This is a genomic window from Nakamurella sp., assembly GCF_044224575.1.
Taxonomy (GTDB): Bacteria; Actinomycetota; Actinomycetes; order Mycobacteriales; family Nakamurellaceae; genus Nakamurella.
The window spans coordinates 17,511-32,561 of the sequence record NZ_JBGAKE010000021.1 but is presented as its reverse complement, the minus strand read 5'-3'; the positions used below and the strand labels follow the sequence as shown (position 1 = coordinate 32,561).

The 15,051-nt window shown below is 70.6% G+C and carries 11 protein-coding genes; 3 read left to right on the top strand and 8 right to left on the bottom strand.

Going from position 1 to position 15,051, the window contains the following annotated elements; all coding sequences use genetic code 11:
• Positions 1-49: 49 nt before the first annotated feature.
• Both ACILSK_RS19715 and ACILSK_RS19710 read right to left on the bottom strand, forming a co-directional pair.
• On the bottom strand, positions 50-433 hold the full coding sequence (locus tag ACILSK_RS19715; protein WP_395728887.1) for an SRPBCC family protein: 384 nt from the start codon (positions 431-433) through the stop codon (positions 50-52).
• A gap of 7 nt (positions 434-440) precedes the next feature.
• Entirely contained in the window at positions 441-1,118 is a 678-nt protein-coding gene (locus ACILSK_RS19710) for an HAD family hydrolase (protein WP_395728886.1), read from the bottom strand.
• Positions 1,119-1,224: 106 nt separating this feature from the next.
• On the opposite strand from ACILSK_RS19710, the gene ACILSK_RS19705 reads away from it, so the two are divergent.
• Positions 1,225-2,013, top strand: coding sequence for a methyltransferase (locus ACILSK_RS19705; protein ID WP_395728885.1), 789 nt, complete (start codon positions 1,225-1,227; stop codon positions 2,011-2,013).
• 22 nt (positions 2,014-2,035) lie between these two features.
• Here ACILSK_RS19705 and metH read toward each other — a convergent pair whose 3' ends face one another.
• Entirely contained in the window at positions 2,036-5,599 is a 3,564-nt protein-coding gene (gene metH, locus ACILSK_RS19700; RefSeq protein WP_395728884.1) for a methionine synthase, read from the bottom strand.
• Positions 5,600-5,750: 151 nt separating this feature from the next.
• Here metH and ACILSK_RS19695 point away from each other — a divergent pair, with 151 nt between their 5' ends.
• Positions 5,751-6,611: a PAC2 family protein gene (locus ACILSK_RS19695; RefSeq protein WP_395728883.1), complete on the top strand. Its 861-nt coding sequence runs from the start codon at positions 5,751-5,753 to the stop codon at positions 6,609-6,611.
• 13 nt (positions 6,612-6,624) lie between these two features.
• Here the strand turns inward: ACILSK_RS19695 and ACILSK_RS19690 are convergent, their stop codons facing one another.
• The 3 genes from ACILSK_RS19690 to ACILSK_RS19680 all read right to left on the bottom strand — a co-directional run bounded on the left by ACILSK_RS19690 (position 6,625) and on the right by ACILSK_RS19680 (position 9,842).
• Positions 6,625-8,697 (bottom strand): AAA family ATPase, encoded by a 2,073-nt coding sequence (locus tag ACILSK_RS19690; RefSeq protein WP_395728882.1) that lies wholly within the window; start codon positions 8,695-8,697, stop codon positions 6,625-6,627.
• Between the two features lie 168 nt (positions 8,698-8,865).
• A complete protein-coding gene (locus ACILSK_RS19685) occupies positions 8,866-9,258 on the bottom strand; it encodes a hypothetical protein (RefSeq protein WP_395728881.1) in 393 nt (130 codons plus the stop codon).
• Between the two features lie 191 nt (positions 9,259-9,449).
• Positions 9,450-9,842, bottom strand: coding sequence for a WhiB family transcriptional regulator (locus tag ACILSK_RS19680; RefSeq protein ID WP_395728880.1), 393 nt, complete (start codon positions 9,840-9,842; stop codon positions 9,450-9,452).
• Positions 9,843-10,012: 170 nt separating this feature from the next.
• On the opposite strand from ACILSK_RS19680, the gene ACILSK_RS19675 reads away from it, so the two are divergent.
• Entirely contained in the window at positions 10,013-11,188 is a 1,176-nt protein-coding gene (locus ACILSK_RS19675) for an ROK family transcriptional regulator (protein ID WP_395728879.1), read from the top strand.
• Positions 11,189-11,192: 4 nt separating this feature from the next.
• On the opposite strand, the gene mshC is transcribed toward ACILSK_RS19675, so the two are convergent.
• Both mshC and ACILSK_RS19665 read right to left on the bottom strand, forming a co-directional pair.
• Positions 11,193-12,410, bottom strand: coding sequence for a cysteine--1-D-myo-inosityl 2-amino-2-deoxy-alpha-D-glucopyranoside ligase (gene mshC, locus ACILSK_RS19670; RefSeq protein ID WP_395728878.1), 1,218 nt, complete (start codon positions 12,408-12,410; stop codon positions 11,193-11,195).
• 354 nt (positions 12,411-12,764) lie between these two features.
• Positions 12,765-15,017: a hypothetical protein gene (locus tag ACILSK_RS19665; RefSeq protein ID WP_395728877.1), complete on the bottom strand. Its 2,253-nt coding sequence runs from the start codon at positions 15,015-15,017 to the stop codon at positions 12,765-12,767.
• Positions 15,018-15,051 lie beyond the last annotated feature (34 nt).

Below are 15,051 nucleotides of genomic sequence, written 5' to 3'. Positions count from 1 at the left end.
TCCGGCGCGACCCGCGGCCGGCGGCGGGGGACGTCCCGATCGGGCCAGGTCAGTGAACCAGCCGCCGCAGGGCGAGCGACGCCACGGGCAGGTACGCCGGCACCACCAGCGCCGGCCCGGTCACCTCCAGCGTGGTGCGGGTGCCGGTGCCGGCGGGCTCGACGCCGTGCACCAGGGTCAGCTCGCCGACCACCGGCGGGTGCACCCGCCAGGTCCAGCACCGCTGCTCGACGTCGACGGCCAGGATCTCGAACGGCACGGCGAGCGCGCACGGGCCCCGGACGACGCCGGCGGTGCCCGGCGCCAGCTCGGCGAGCGGGTAGTCCACCGACCGGATCTGCGGTGACCAGCCGGGCCAGCGTGCGGGCCGGACGTACCGCGCCCACACCACGTCGGGCGGGGCGGGACCGGTCACCGCGAAGGAACGACGCACCTCATCCCTATGCCCCGCGGCCGGCCCGGTGGAACGCCGAATGGAGGTGCCGCAGTTCGTCCACGGTCGCCTCGAGCAGGGACGCCGCGAAGATCCGGCCCGGACCCTCGGGCACCGCCACCTCGGACGGCACGACCAGGACCGGGATGTCGGCCGCCACCGCCGCTTCGGTGCCCGACGGGGAGTCCTCCACGGCCAGACAGTCGGTGGCCGGCAGCCCCAGCCGCTGCATCGCCGTGAGGTAGGGCTCCGGGTCCGGCTTGGGCGAGCTCACCTCGTCGCCGCACACCGCCAGGTCGAACCGGTGGGAACCGAGCCGTTGCATCGCCACATCGACCACGACCCGTGGCGAACTGGTCACCAGCGCGGTGGTCACCCCCTCGGCGCGGAGCGCGTCGATCAGTTCCTGCGCTCCCGGCTGCCACATCAGTTCGGTCGCGAACACCTCGGCCGCCCGGTCGAGCAGCTGCCGGGTGGCCTCGTGATGGGGCAGGTCCGAGCCGAGCTCCGCCAGCATCAGATCCACCGAGGCGGGCACGGACAGGCCGGTGGTGCGGGCCAGCACCTCCTCCGTGAGGGTGCCGCCCAGGTCGGTCGCGATCACCCGCATGGCGTCCGCCCACAGAGGTTCGGAGTCCACCACCGTCCCGTCCAGATCGAACAGCACGGCCTGCAGGGAACTCATTCCGGGCACCACCTTCGAAGGTCGGTCGGGCCGTCCGCGCCGGGCGGTCCAGCGATGGTAGTCCACGCCTGCCCGATCGGGGCCCGCCGAGCGGTAGCGTGCGGGGGTGGCCGAGGACACCTGGGCCGGCCTGGCCGATCGTTTCGCCGACGACGCCTACGCGTCGGTCAAGGGGTATGTCCGGACCCAGGTCCTGCACCGGCAGCTGCTGGAACACCTGCCGCCGCCCCCGGCGACGGTGCTCGACGTGGGTGGTGGGGCCGGTCACCAGTCGTTCCCGTTGGCTGAGATCGGTTATCGGGTCACCCTTCTGGATTCGTCGGCGGCGATGCTGGATCGGGCTCGGCAGCGGTTGGACCGGCTGTCCGAGGCGCCCCGACACCGGGTGAACCTGCTGCGGGCGGCCGGCGAGGAGGCGGCCGCGGCCGTGGCGGGGCGCCGGTTCGACGCCGTGCTCTGTCACGGAGTGCTCGGCTACCTGAACGATCCCGGGCCGATGGTCGGACAGCTGTGCGAGTGCGTAACGGACGGTGGGATCGTCTCGATCATGACGGCCAACGCCCGGGCCATGGCGGTCCGGCCGGCTCTGGAACAACGGTGGGACGATGCGCTGGCTGCGTTCGACGCCCGCACCGAGGTCGGGGTGCTGGGCGTGCCCGGCCGGGCCGACACGGTCGAGGAGATCGAACGGCTGCTGCGGGCCGGCGACGTCGAACCGGTCCGCTGGTACGGGGTGTGGTTGTTCGTCGACTGGCTCGAGTTCGGCGGAGCCGGGCTGCGGCCGGGCGACGAACGGCGACTCGCCGCGATCGCGGCCGTGGAGGGGGAAGCCGCCCGGCGTGACCCTTACCGGCAGCTCAGCCGGGTGTTCCACCTCATCGGACGCAAGGGCTGACGGTCCGGTCCCCGGTCCCCGGTCACCGCGCCGCGAAGTACTTCGCCTCCGGGTGATGGGCGACCAGCGCCGAGGTCGACTGCTCGGGATGCAGCTGGTACTCCTCGGACAGTTCGACGCCGATCCGCCCCGGCTCGAGCAGGGCCATCACCTTGGTCTGGTCGGTCAGGTCCGGGCAGGCCGGGTAGCCGAACGAATAGCGGGCACCCCGATACTCCAGGTCGAAGAACTTCTCGATCTCCGCCGAATCGTCGGCGGCCGCGTTCGACCCGTCGGGCAGGACGAGTTCGGTGCGGATCCGCTGGTGCCAGAACTCGGCCAGCGCCTCGGTCAGCTGCACCGACAGGCCGTGCACCTCCAGGTAGTCCCGGTAGGCGTTGGCCGCGAAGAGCTCGTTGGCGAAGTCGGCGATCCGCTGGCCCATCGTCACGACGGTGAACGCGATGACGTCGACCTGGCCGGTCTCCTGGGCCGCGGTGCGCGACCGGTAGAAGTCGGCCAGGCACAGGTGCCGGTCCCGCCGTTGCCGCGGGAAGGTGAACCGGCACACCTCCTCGGCATCGGCCCGCGGCTCGGCCAGCACGACGACGTCGTCGCCCTCCGACACGCACGGGAAGTAGCCGTAGACGACGGCCGCCTCCAGCACCTTGTCGGTGTGCAACCGGTCCAGCCAGTAGCGCAGTCGCGGCCGGCCCTCCTTCTCCACCAGCTCCTCGTAGGACGGGCCCTGACCGCCACGGGCACCGCGCAGCCCCCACTGCCCCAGGAACGTGGCCCGCTCGTCCAGCATGGTCGAGTAGTCGGCCAGGGCAACACCTTTGACCACCCGGGAACCCCAGAACGGCGGGGTCGGCACCGGGTTGTCGGTGGCCACGTCGCTGCGCGCCGGCAGCACCAGTCCGGCCTCCTCGGCCTGCGCCGCGACCCGGCGCTTCTCCGCGATCCGCAGCGACCGCTCGTGCCGGGCCTTGCGTTCGGCGACCTTGGCCGCATCCGCGGCCGCGGCCTGCGGGTCGAGGCCCTTCTTCCGGGCCATCACCCCGTCCATCAACCGCAGGCCCTCGAACGCGTCCCGCGCGTACCGGACATCGCCCTTGAATACCGAGGACAGGTCGTTCTCCACGTACGACCGGGTCAGCGCGGCCCCGCCCAGCAACACTGGATACTTCTCGGCGATGCCGCGCGCGTTCATCTCCTCCAGGTTCTCCTTCATGATCACCGTGGACTTGACCAGCAGCCCGGACATCCCGATGGCGTCCGCACCGTTGTCCTGCGCCGCCGACAGGATCGTCGAGATCGGCTGTTTGATGCCGAGATTCACCACCGAGTAGCCATTGTTGGACAGGATGATGTCGACCAGGTTCTTGCCGATGTCGTGCACGTCGCCCTTGACCGTGGCCAGCACGATGGTGCCCTTGCCAGCCGAATCGTCTTTTTCCATATGCGGTTCCAGGTAGGCGACGGCGGTCTTCATCACCTCGGCCGAGGTCAGCACGAACGGCAGCTGCATCGCACCCGAACCGAACAGCTCGCCGACCGTCTTCATGCCCTCCAGCAGCGTGTCGTTGATGATCTCGAGAGCGGAACGCCTGGACAGGGCCTCCTCCAGATCGGCCTCCAGGCCGTTGCGTTCGCCGTCGACGATCCGGCGCTGCAGCCGCTCGTCCAGCGGCAGGGCCGCCAGCTCCGCGGCCCGGGTCGCCCGGCCGGCCGCGGTCGTCGCGCCCTCGAACATCTCCAGGACCCGTTGCAGCGGGTCGTAACCTTCCCGCCGCCGGTCCCAGACCAGATCGAGCGCGACGGTCCGCTGCTCCTCCGGGATCCGGGCCATCGGCAGGATCTTCGACGGGTGCACGATCGCCGAATCCAGGCCGGCCGCGGTGCATTCGGCCAGGAACACCGAGTTCAGCACCTGCCGGGCGGCCGGGTTCAAGCCGAACGAGACGTTGGAGATGCCCAGCGTGAAATGCAGATCCGGGTGGGTGCGCTTGAGTTCGCGGATGGCCTCGATGGTCTCGATGCCGTCCCGGCGGGTCTCCTCCTGGCCGGTGGCGATCGGGAAGGTGAGGCAGTCGACCACGATGTCGTTCTCGGCCATCCCCCACTTCTCGGTCAGGTCGGTGATCAGCCGCTCGGCGATGGCCACCTTGTGATCCCGGGTGCGGGCCTGGCCCTGCTCGTCGATGGTCAGCGCGACCACCGCGGCGCCATGCTCGACCACCAGTTTCATGATCCGGGTGTACCGGGAGTCGGGGCCGTCGCCGTCCTCGAAGTTGACCGAGTTGACGATCGAGCGGCCGCCCAGCTGCTCCAGGCCGGCCCGGATGACCTCCGGCTCGGTCGAATCGATCATGATGGGCAGCGTCGACGCGGTGGCCAATCTCGATGCCATGGCAGACATGTCGGCCGCGCCGTCCCGGCCGACGTAGTCCACGTTCAGGTCCAGCAGGTGCGCACCGTCCCGGGTCTGCCCGCGGGCGATCTCCACGCAGTTCTGCCAGTCCTGCGCCAGCATCGCCTCCCGGAACGCCTTGGAGCCGTTCGCGTTCGTCCGCTCGCCGATCATCAACACCGACGCGTCCTGCTGGAACGGCACCGCCTGGTACAGCGACGACAGCCCGGGCTCGGGCCGAGGTCGCCGCGGCGGCGGGGTGACCTGGCGGACGGCCTCGACGACCTGTCGCAGGTGCTCGGGGGTGGTGCCGCAGCAGCCGCCGACGAAACCCAAGCCGAACTCGGTGACGAACCCGGACAGGGCCGCGGCCAGCTCCGGCGGGGTCAGCGGGTACACCGCACCGTGCGGACCCAGCTGTGGCAGACCGGCATTCGGCATGACCGAGACGCCGACCTTCGCGTGCCGGGACAGGTAGCGCAGATGCTCGCTCATCTCGGCCGGACCGGTCGCGCAGTTCAGGCCGATGAGGTCGATGCCCAGCGGCTCCAATGCGGTCAGCGCGGCGCCGATCTCCGAGCCGAGCAGCATCGTGCCGGTCGTCTCCACCGTGACGTGCACGATGATCGGCACGACGATGCCGGCCGCATCCATCGCCCGATGCGCCCCCAGGATGGCCGACTTCGCCTGCAGCAGGTCCTGGCAGGTCTCCACGATGACCGCGTCCGACCCGCCGTCGAGCAGGCCGGCGACCTCCTGCTGGTAGGCGTCCCGCAGCGCGACGTAGCCGGCGTGGCCCAGCGTGGGCAGTTTGGTTCCCGGACCGACCGAGCCGAGCACGAAACGCGGATGATCGGGGGTGGAGAACTCGTCCGCCTCGGCCCGGGCCAGCGCCGCGCCGGCCTTGCTCAACTCGTAGATGCGGTCCGGAATGTCGTATTCGGCGAGGTTGGCCAGGTTGGCGCCGAAGGTGTTGGTCTCGATCGCGTCGACGCCCACCTCCAGGTAGGCGCGGTGCACCGCCCGGACGATGTCGGGTCGGGTCACGTTCAGGATCTCGTTGCAGCCCTCGAGGCCGGCGAAGTCGTCCAGCGACGGGTCCTGCGCCTGGAGCATCGTGCCCATCGCGCCGTCGGCGACGAGCACGCGCTCGCTCAGGGCGGTCAGCAACGGGTGGCGGGAGGCAGCGGTCACCGGTACAGAGTAGGGCGGTTAGCACACCAAGTCGTATTCCGCCAGGCCCGGTGGGCGGATCGCCCGGTCGTCGGGCCGTCACGGCGGACAATCGCACGTACGCTGATGCGTGTGATTTGGACGGCGAACCATGGCATCCAATGGGGGCGTGATGAGTGAGTTCATGCCCTTGCGCAACCCGGTGATGATCGCCGCGTTCGAAGGCTGGAACGACGCCGGCGACGCCGCCAGCGCTGCCGTCGAGCAGCTGGGCCTGATCTGGGACGCGGTGCCGCTGGCCGAACTGGATCCGGAAGGTTTCTACGACTTCCAGGTCACCCGACCGACGGTGCGACTGGTCGACGGGGTCACCCGGACGATCGAGTGGCCGACCACCCGGCTGTCCGTGTGCCGGCTGCCCGATGCGCCGGCCGACGTCATTCTGGTGCACGGCATCGAGCCGAATTTTCGCTGGCGGGCCTTCTGCGACGAATTGCTCAAGATCGCCGTCGACCACCAGGTGGGCAAGGTGATCGGGCTGGGCGCCCTGCTGGCCGACGTGCCGCACACCCGTCCGATCCAGGTCACCGGCTCCGCGCACGACGAGGAGACGGCGACCCGGCTGGGCCTGACCCGGTCCCGGTACGAGGGTCCGACCGGCATCGCCGGGGTGTTCCAGGACGCCTGCGTGCAGGCCGGGATTCCCGCCCTGTCGTTCTGGGCCTCCGTGCCGCACTACGTGTCGCAGGCCCCCTCCCCCAAGGCGACGCTCGCGTTGCTGCACCGGGTCGAGGAAGTGCTCGACATCGAGGTGCCGTTGGGCAACCTGCCCGCCCAGGCCGACGAGTGGGAGACCGAGGTGACCCAGATCGCGTCCGACGACGAGGAGATCTCGGAGTACATCCGGTCCCTGGAGGAACGCGAGGAGCAGGACGAGCCGCTCAAGCCGGCCTCCGGCGAGTCGATCGCCGCGGAGTTCGAGCGCTATCTGCGCCGCCGCGGGCCCAAGCCGGGCGGAGACTCCTGGCGCTGACCGGCCGGACCCGTCAGGCGCCGAGTTCCCGCAGCCACAGCGAGTCGACGATTCGCCCCTGCGCGGTGGACAGCAGGCGCCGGAACGTGCTGGAGGGCAGGTCGAGAACGTCGGCGGCCCGCTCCAGGGTCGGCGCCGGGGCGACATAGGCCCGGTGCAGCACCCGCGCCAGCCGCTGATCGGCCGGCGCGCCAGCACCGAGTGAGCGAACCGCGTCCCGCAGGACCTGCTGCAGCGCGGTCACCCGGTCGCCGACCGGCGCGTCGTCGCCGGTCGCCGCGGTGATGAGCCGGCAACGCAGCAGTGGGTTGTCCCGCAACCGGTCGGCCCGGGTGAGGTCGCGCAGTGCCCGTTTGACGGCGATCGCGAACTGCTGTTCGTCCAGCACCAGCAACGGGACCCCGGCTGGGGCGGCGGCCGGTGCGCCGACCTCGCGGGCGGACAGGCCGGCGATCCAGGCGGCCGGTGGGGCGAGCCGCCAGTCGTGCCCGAACACCGTGCTGGCGCGCCCGTCGACGGTGAAGTCGGCGGCCGGCATCCGGACCTGATCCGTGTACGCACAGGCGTCGATCCATTCGTCGGGATGCCGGAATGGGATCAGCGAGACCGCGAGACCCGGCGTGCCGAGGTAGTGGCGACCCAGGTGGGCGGTGATCAGGGCCTGCCCCGGGGACACCGACTGATCGGCGTCCCGGGTCAGCCAGAACCGGACCAGGGTCACCCGTTCCCCGGGTCGAATCGGTGGCATCGTGCGTAGTTGCCGGCGGGCGGCTTGGACGGCTGGGTCGTCCGGACACCCCTGGTCGTCCGGTCCGATCCCCAGGAGGCAGACGGCTCCCACGACTTCACCGGCCGCCGAGGCCGCCGACGCCGCCGAGGCCGCCGAGGCCGTCGAGCGGGGGGCGCCGCGGACGACCGACCAGGCCGCCGACGGCCGCTCCCACCAGAGCGCCGCCAGGTCGGCGGACACCGGTCCCTCGTGCCGCCGGACGAGCGCCAGCACGGCCGCCCGGTCGTCCTCGGCCGCCCGGTCCAGCCACAGCCCTGCAGGTTCGTCCGGCGGTTGCAGGAACGGCCGCAGGTCGGCGTGCAGGAACATCAGGTCGAGCAGGGCGGCGGCCTGCGCGATCGGATCGGGGCTGTCCAGCCGGCCCAGGTAGTACCCGCGAGCGCTGTCGTGCATCCGTGCGAACAGCTCCGGATGCCGCCAGCGCAGGTCGGTGGACAGCACGGTGCGGGCCAGGTCGTGCAGGTACAGGCCGGACGGCCCGGACTCGACGAACGGTCGGGCGCGGAGCCAATCGAAGTGGTCGGCGGCGTCGGGGACGTCGATGAGGGCCGCCAGCAGCGGCTCGGTGACGAACCGCACCTGCGCCGATGCCTCCAGCGCGCGCCGGTGCAGCACGGTCGGCGTGTGCTGGACCAGGGAGCTCAGGAGCACTCCGATCACGTCGGCGGCCCGGCCGGGTGCGAAGGTCCCCTGTTCCAGCAACACCTCGCCCACCAGCGCCAGGGCCAACGGGTGCCCGTGGGTGAATTCGATCGCGGCCGCGTGGGCCGCGGCCGGGATGCCGCGACCGGCCAGGTAGGCGGCCGATTCGTGGTGGTCCAGATTCGGCAGCCGGATGCTGGACAGCAGCTCCGCCCAGCCGGGGTCGGTGCGCCAGCCGGGGAGGGCGGGATGCTGCCCGCCCAGCACGAGCAGGGTGTCCGCCGGCAGGCCCGGAGCGATCTCCTCGCGGAAGGCGGCGTCGATGTCGGTGAGCAGCTCGTAGGTGTCGACGATGACGACGGGCCGGCCGGTGCGGTCGACGCCGCCCACCCGACTCAACCGGAAGGCCAGCGCGTCGGGCGTCGGCGGGATGTCTCGGGCGTCGATGAGGGTGACGGCGGCGCCGGCAGCGCCGGCCGTCTCAGCGAACCGGCGCAATAGGGTCGACTTGCCGACGCCGGACGGCCCGGAGATCATCACGACGGCCGGGTCCGGGGAATCCAGCAGCGCCCGCAGCCGGGCGAGCTCGGCGGCCCGTCCGACGAAGCGTCGCCGGCGGGCGGAATCGAGGCGGTCGGCCATCGTCTGCACCATTGACCGCGCTCCTTGCCCCATTGCCTGCCGCATGTCCGGATCGGCGGAACAGAGCATGTCGGACGACCGGCTCTCGCGGCAAGGCCGGGCCGGCGTGGCCCGGACCCGCCCGGGTCCGCCGGCGTGGCGGACCCGGGCGGCGAGCCGACCGGGATCGGCCGGCCGGGATCAGAACTCGGCGTCGGTGCGCAGCTGGAGGGTGACGACGGTGTTGGCGGTGCCGGTGTTCTGGGCGCACACGCTGTAGTAGCCGGGCCCCGCGAAATTGCCGTAGGCGGTGCGGGACTCGAACGCCCAGTTGTTGACCCGGCCGGGCGTATTGGTGATCACCACCCCGTTGCGCAGCAGCTTGAACTTGGCGCCCTGACCGGTCGCCCAACCGTCACCGCGGACCTGGTACGAGGCGTACTGCGTTGCCGAACACGCACCCTGACCCGGCGAGAGCGGGGTGGACGAGTACGACTGGGCGTCGGCCGCGCCGGCGCCGGCGAGGGCGATCGCTCCGGCGGCTCCGGTGGCCAGGACGGCACCGGCGATGCGGGCGACGAGGGTGCGGCTCATGTCAAGGACCTCCTGTGGCGATGACCGGAACTTCTGTGGTGTTTCCGGTCGGTGACAGGAGAAAAGGTAGGTCCGGGTTCCGCTCGGTTCCCAGACCGGAATCCGCTCACTTTCCGCTCAGCCCGCCCGTCAGGGTGGTCGACGGCCGTGCCCACCGGTGACCCGGCAGGCTCGGCCAACGGACGGCGCGGTCAGCAGGACGGTACGCCCACTCTGATATCGGGCTCGGCGGCCCCGGTGGCCTGCTCGCCGGCCATCATCTCGCGCAGGTCGGCCGACTTGGCCAGGACCTTGCGGCGCAGGCTGCGCCGCCCCCGATTGAGCAGGACGAGCCGTTCCTCCTCGGACAGGCCGCCCCACACTCCGTACTGCTCCTGAACCTCCAACGCGTGTTGCCGGCACGCATCGATCACCGGACACGAGGCGCAGACTTCCTTCGCGCGGACGACCCGCTGGTCCCGGGACGGGCCTCGCTCGCCCCAGGGATGGAAGAAGAACGAGCTGGCCATCCCTCGGCAGGAAGCTTGGGCCTGCCAGTCCCAGGCCTCGGTCGTCGGCACCGGTAGTCGTCCGATGAAAGCCACTTTGCTAGGTCCTCCCGTTTGCGCGGTGGGCACGATCAGTGATGCCAGGCCGGATTAGACAACGATGTCGGCCGCGGAGCCAGCGGGGGCCTCAAGAGCACCTCCGGCCGGTGCACATTAATTTAGCAGACTTCTGTCGTCTTACAGGAATAAATGCTAATCTGATCGCAATGAACACGCCCGAGTCACCCTCAGCCCGCCGGCAGCGTTCCCGACAGCAGCTGCTCGAGGTGATCCGACGTGAGAACGGCGTGACCCGGGCGGACTTAAGCCTGATCACCGGTCTGTCCCGGAGCGCCGTCGCGGAGGCCGTTCAGGACCTGATGAACGAACGGTTGATCGCCGAGGACGTGCTGGCGGCGGGCGGTCGAGGGGTCGGCCGGGGGCGTCCCTCGGCCCTGCTGGTGGCCAGCGGCGGCGACGGCTACGTCGTCGGCATCGACTTCGACCATGAGCGGGTCACCGTCGCAGTGGCCCAGATCGACGGCCAGATCCGGGCCGAGGAACACGCGGCAGTGAACGTCGACAGCGAGGCGGCGGCCGCGCTGGACGTCGCCGCCGGCATGGTTCACCGGCTGCTTGGCCAGACCGGCATGACCCTGAGCGAGATTCGGGCGGTGGCGGCCGGCGTGCCCGCTCCTTTGGACGTCAAGTCCAGTCGCATCCACCAGGCGTCGGTGCTCAGCGGCTGGGTGGGGCTGGACCCGGCGCGGGAACTGGCCGATCGGCTGGGCCGGCCGGTCGTCATCGGTAACGACGCGGATCTCGGAGCGGCCGGCGAGTTGCGCTTCGGGGTGGCCAAGGGCGCGCGAGACTTCATCTACGTCAAGGCATCCGAAGGAATCGGGGCCGGCCTGGTGCTGGGTGGGGCGGTCTACCGCGGGGCCACCGGCGCCGCCGGCGAGATCGGCCACACCCGACTCGGCGAGCAGGGCGCCTGGTGTCGGTGCGGCAACCGCGGCTGCCTGGAGACGGTCGTGTCCAGCACGCTGGTGCGCCAGCTGATGCGCGAGATCGGTCTGCCCCCGGCCCGCGACGAGATCTTCCCGCTCGCCGAGGTGGCCCGGCACCCGGTGACCGGCCGGTTCATCGCGGAGGCCGGCCGCACCCTGGGCCGCGTCCTCGCGGACCTGAGCAACTGCCTGAACCCAGCCTTGATCGTGCTCGGCGGCGAACTCGGGACGGCCGGGGAAGCGCTGGCCGACGGGGTCCGCGAGTCGATCAACCGGTACGCCCAGCCGACTGTCGCGTCCGCCGTCGAGGTCAAGCTCGCCGCGCTCGGCCTGCGTTCGGAGCTGCTCGGCGCCGTCGGGCTCGCGGGTCAACACGCGCTGTTGGAGATCTGATTCGTCATGTCAGTTTGACGCCCAACAGCGCGTCCACCGCGTCGCCGACGGCGGACCCGTCGAGGGTGTCGTCGGCCGCCCAGGCATCGACCTCGGCCAGCACGGCGGGCGTGTCCAGATCGTCGGCCAGATGATCCCGGATCGCCTCGACCACCGCGGGAGCCTGCGCGCCGCTGCGGACCGCGGCCTTGCGCCACCGGTCGAGCCGCTCCTGTGCGGTGATCAGCACCTCGTCCGACCAGGCTCGATCCTGCCGATAGTGGCCGGACAGCAGGCCCAACCGCATCGCCATCGGATCCACCCCCTGGTGCAACAGCCGGGACACGAACACCAGGTTGCCCTTGGACTTCGACATCTTCTCGCCGTCCAGCCCGATCATCCCGGCGTGCGTGTACAGCCGCGCGAAAGGGCGCTTGCCGGAAAGGACTTCGGCGTGTGCGGCCGAACACTCGTGGTGCGGGAAGATCAGGTCGCTGCCGCCGCCCTGCAGGTCGATCGTCGGCCCGAGCCGGTTCGACGCGATCACCGCGCACTCGATGTGCCAGCCGGGCCGACCGCGTCCCATCGGTGACGGCCAGGACGGCTCGCCGGGCCGGTCCATCCGCCAGAGCAACGGGTCCAGCGGCTGTCGCTTGCCGGGCCGGTCCGGGTCGCCGCCCCGCTCCGCGGACAACCGCAGCATCGTCGGCTCGTCGTACCGGGACTCGTAGCCGAAGTGCCCGGACGACGTGACGTCGAAATACACGTCGGGATAGTCGGCGTCGGCCACCCGGTAGGCGGCACCGGAGTCGAGCAGCTGCTGCACGGCTGTCGTGATCTCGTCCATGGCCTCCACGGCACCGATGTAATCGGCCGGTGGGATCACCCGTAACGCGGTCATGTCGTCGCGGAACAGGCCGATCTCCCGTTCGGCCAGCTTGCGCCAGAACACGCCGTCCCGCTGCGCACGCTCCAGCAGCGGGTCGTCCACGTCGGTGATGTTCTGCACGTAATGCACCCGGTGGCCCGCGTCCAGCCACATCCGGTGCACCAGGTCGAACGTCAGGTACGTGGCCGCATGACCCAGGTGCGTGGCGTCGTACGGGGTGATCCCGCAGACGTACATCGTCGCCGTCGGACCCGGGTCCGACGGCCGCACCTCCCCCGACGCCGAGTCGTAGAGCCGCAACTGGCGGCCCGTTCCGGAAATCCCGGGAATGGGGGGTGACGGCCACGATTGCACCGCACCACCCTAGTCGGCCGAGCTTGCGAGGCCGCCATGTAGGCAGTAGGACCGGGCTCAGGCAATCTGGCGACGCAGGAGCCTGATTGTTCAGCGCGGTCCTGGTCGGCCGAGCTTGCGAGGCCGCCATGTAGGCAGTAGGACCGGGCGCAGGCAATCTGGCGACGTAGGAGCGTGATTGTTCAGCGCGGTCCTAGTCGGCCGAGTTTTGCGAGGCCGCCATGTAGGCCGTAGGACCGGGTGCAGGCAATCTGGCGACGTAGGAGCGTGATTGTTCAGCGCGGTCCTTGGTCGGCCGACCTTGCGAGGCGTCCTACTCGGCCGGACGGCGCGTCCGGCCGACATTCCGGGCGGTCACGGTCCCGGCTCGGGGCCCATCAGGTCGGACAGCTGCTCCCCCGGAGCCCAGGGCACCCCGAAGACGTCCGAGAAGCGTTGCGGCATGGTGAGTCCTGGTGTGGCCCGCAGCTGTCCGGCGTAGTCGGCCAGCGCCGCCCCGGACAGCTCGTGGTCGAATTCGAACTCCGGCAGGGACAGATAGGCGACGATCCAGGTCGGCAGGGTGTGCACGCGATTCATCCACGCCCATTGGCCCTCGACGTGCTCGGTCAGCACGGGTGTCTCCCGATCGGCGAATCCGGCCCATCGGTCGACCTGCTGGTCGGCGCGCTGGGTCGCCATCACGATGTCCGGTGATCGAATGGCCAGCATGCCGCGCGGGACGGCATGCTCCGGGCCTTGCGCCCACTCCGCTGCGGACAGAGCGCGGCAGTCGATGACGCAGCGCCGCCAGCCCCACCGGTCGACCAGCCAACGGCGGACCTCCCCGTTCCATTCCATGGCCGCGAACAGGTCGATCCCGCTGCAGGCGAGGTGACGCATGTCGGGGATCTGAGCTCCGAACGTCTCCAGATCGTGCGCCATCAGTTCGGCGGGATACCCGCGGCGGAGCGCCACCGGTCGACGCCCCCGGCTGACGCGGGCCAGCGCGGAGAACGCCTCGTAGTGGATCCCCCACCCGTCGGGATGGTTCGTCGGTGGTGGTTCATCGATCCGACGCCCGCTGACCAACTTCCGCATGATCCGGTGCGCCGGGTCCCGACCGCCGTAGGCGGCGTTCAAGAACCGCATCGTGCCGACCGCGGCCAGCAGGTTGACAGTGAGTGGCGGATGGCTGGGCACCTCAAGCACGAACGTCGCCGGCGGAAACGTGCCGGGTTCCCGGCGGGATGGTCCAGAATCCGGTCCGGTCCGGACGGAATTCAGGACCGTGACCATCCGGGTGAGTTCGCCGACAGGGGTATCGATCACCCGGCGGCCGCTCAGAAAATCACTGCGCGCCATCAGAAACTGGGTGAGTTCCGCTTCGCGCCGACACCAGACGCTTCGCTCGTACTCCGCGGACCGGACGCGGATGATCATGGGGGTGGCCCCGAAGAGCCGCCAGACCATTGCGGTGTTCGTCTCCCAGCCCGGGACGGTCATCGCGTCGATCGCCACGCGGGCGTCGCCCCACAGTTCGAGGCCGGCCAGGGTGGGTTTGACATCCGCGGACCGGTGGCTGATGCCCATCACCGGGCGGGGCCACCATGGCGCCAACGAGGTGTAGGCGAACATCGCCAGATCGGCCGGGCGGACATCGATCCAGGTGTGGGACAGTGCGTCCTCGAGCCAGGCGAGCGCGCGAAGACCGAGTGCCCAGCGGCGGAGCACGCACAGACCCAACGGGGCCAGCTCGTCCCCGCTTCGGGCGATCGCGGCCAGGGTCCGCGCCATGGTGGGCGAGACGAGGAGGTCGGCCGCGACCTGGACGGCCTCGAGCAGAGCGGCCGGATCGTCCGCGTGGCTCAGCCATTGCATCGCATCCAGTGACTCGGCGGACATGCCCTGGTCGACCAGGACCGGGTGGATGCGCCCATCGCGCCATGGTGCGGCGTAGAGGGACTCGATCGCCGTCGTGATGCGGAGCCAGGTCCCCAGTTGTGGTGCGTCATCGACCTGCCCGCCGAACTCGAAGGCCGTGACCAACCGGTTCAGGGTGATGGTCTGCAGCAGACCGTCATCGTCGAAGCTGGACAGTGCGATCCCGGCCAGTCCCTTGCCCAGGATCATCGTGACGAAGGCCCGGACGTAGTCGGCCTTCCACGAGTTCGGATCATGGAGGGTCTTGCCGTGGCCGATCCAGATCACATCGCCGCGACGGTCTGGTTGCCGGGTCAGGTACGACCGGAACCGGACCAGCGCGGGCGGGTGTTCGGGACCGGCCGGAACGGCCGAATCGAGGACCGTGCCCAGCCACGGCGAGTTCGTCCGTACGGCACCGGGCGGCGGCGGGAGCCGGTCGGCGCCCAGGAGGGGCCATTCGTCCATCGCACAGCGCACGTCACGCCAGGAGACGCCGATGAACGGGACCGCCTGATCGTTGATGCCCTGGGCGACCCAGTAGTCGCTCGGCCATTCCTCACGGTGCACCCGCTCGGCGGACCTGATCAGGTTCTCGTCCAGGAAGGTCCACCACCGCGTCCAGAGCCGAGGATCGGCTCGATTCACGGTGGCTCGGAGCCGGGCGTGGGCACGGGCCGAGACGTTGGCCGGTCGATGATCCACGGAACCCCCTCCGCCGAGGGGGACGGTACGCCGA

What these genes read in the sequence shown, in the direction of transcription:
- ACILSK_RS19690 (WP_395728882.1), bottom strand. Translation starts at nt 8,697, where the DNA reads ATGGTGCAGACGATGGCCGACCGCCTCGATTCCGCCCGCCGGCGACGC.
- ACILSK_RS19685 (WP_395728881.1), bottom strand. Translation starts at nt 9,258, where the DNA reads ATGAGCCGCACCCTCGTCGCCCGCATCGCCGGTGCCGTCCTGGCCACC.
- ACILSK_RS19675 (WP_395728879.1), top strand. Translation starts at nt 10,013, where the DNA reads ATGAACACGCCCGAGTCACCCTCAGCCCGCCGGCAGCGTTCCCGACAG.
- ACILSK_RS19695 (WP_395728883.1), top strand. Translation starts at nt 5,751, where the DNA reads ATGAGTGAGTTCATGCCCTTGCGCAACCCGGTGATGATCGCCGCGTTC.
- ACILSK_RS19710 (WP_395728886.1), bottom strand. Translation starts at nt 1,118, where the DNA reads ATGAGTTCCCTGCAGGCCGTGCTGTTCGATCTGGACGGGACGGTGGTG.